The organism is Mesorhizobium sp. M7A.F.Ca.CA.004.04.2.1 (assembly GCF_004022825.1).
GTDB lineage: Bacteria > Pseudomonadota > Alphaproteobacteria > Rhizobiales > Rhizobiaceae > Mesorhizobium.
This window is the reverse complement of record NZ_RZPH01001569.1, coordinates 1-801: the sequence shown is the minus strand read 5'-3', so window position 1 is coordinate 801 and position 801 is coordinate 1. Positions and strand designations below refer to the sequence as shown.

Annotated in this window: 1 protein-coding gene; it reads left to right on the top strand. The window is 65.5% G+C overall.

Annotation, left to right across the window (positions count from 1 at the left end):
• Position 1: 1 nt before the first annotated feature.
• On the top strand, positions 2-801 hold an 800-nt coding region (locus EN893_RS36185; RefSeq protein WP_245490983.1), incomplete at its 3' end, for a LysR family transcriptional regulator.

Below are 801 nucleotides of genomic sequence, written 5' to 3'. Positions count from 1 at the left end.
GATCAAGAGCTTTGTCGCCGTGGCGGAATCCGGCAGCCTGTCGGCCGCCGCGCGAAAGCTTTCGGCCAGCCAGCCGACGCTTGGCCGTCACATCGGCGAGTTGGAACGGGCACTCGGCGTCACACTGTTCCGTCGAGGACGGCACGGCTACGAACTGACGGAGGCCGGCAGCACGCTGTTCGAACGCGGCAAGGCGGTCAGTGAGCAGGCAAGCGCCTTCTCACTGCTGGCGCTGGGTTCGGTCGAGGCCATCGAAGGCACGGTGCGCATCGCCGCCAGCGAGGTGGTGGCGGCCTATGTCCTGCCTGAGATGACGATGCGGCTGGGGATCGAGGAGCCCGGCATCGAGGTCGAGATCGTCGCCTCCAACCAGGTCGAGAACCTGCTGCGTCGGGATGCCGACATCGCCATCCGCATGGTCAAGCCGGCGCAGAACGAGCTGATGGCACGCAGGGTCTGCGATATCGAGCTCTGCGCCTGCGCGGCCAAATCCTATCTCGACAGGCGCGGCCGTCCGCTGAAGCCTGCCGATCTTGTCGACCACGACCTGGTCGGCTTCGACCGCGGCGACGAGATCATCAGGGGCTTTACCCAGCATGGCATCCCCGTCACCCGGAGCAGCTTCCGCTTCAGGGCCGACAACCAGATCGTTTTGTGGGAAGCGGTGCGGGCGGGAAACGGCATCGGCCTCGGTCAGGAGCCGCTGGCCGACAGGGATCCTTTGATAGAGAAGGTTCTGCCAGATCTGCCGCTGCCAGTTCTGCCGGTGTGGCTAGCGATGCATCGCGACGTGCGTACCAG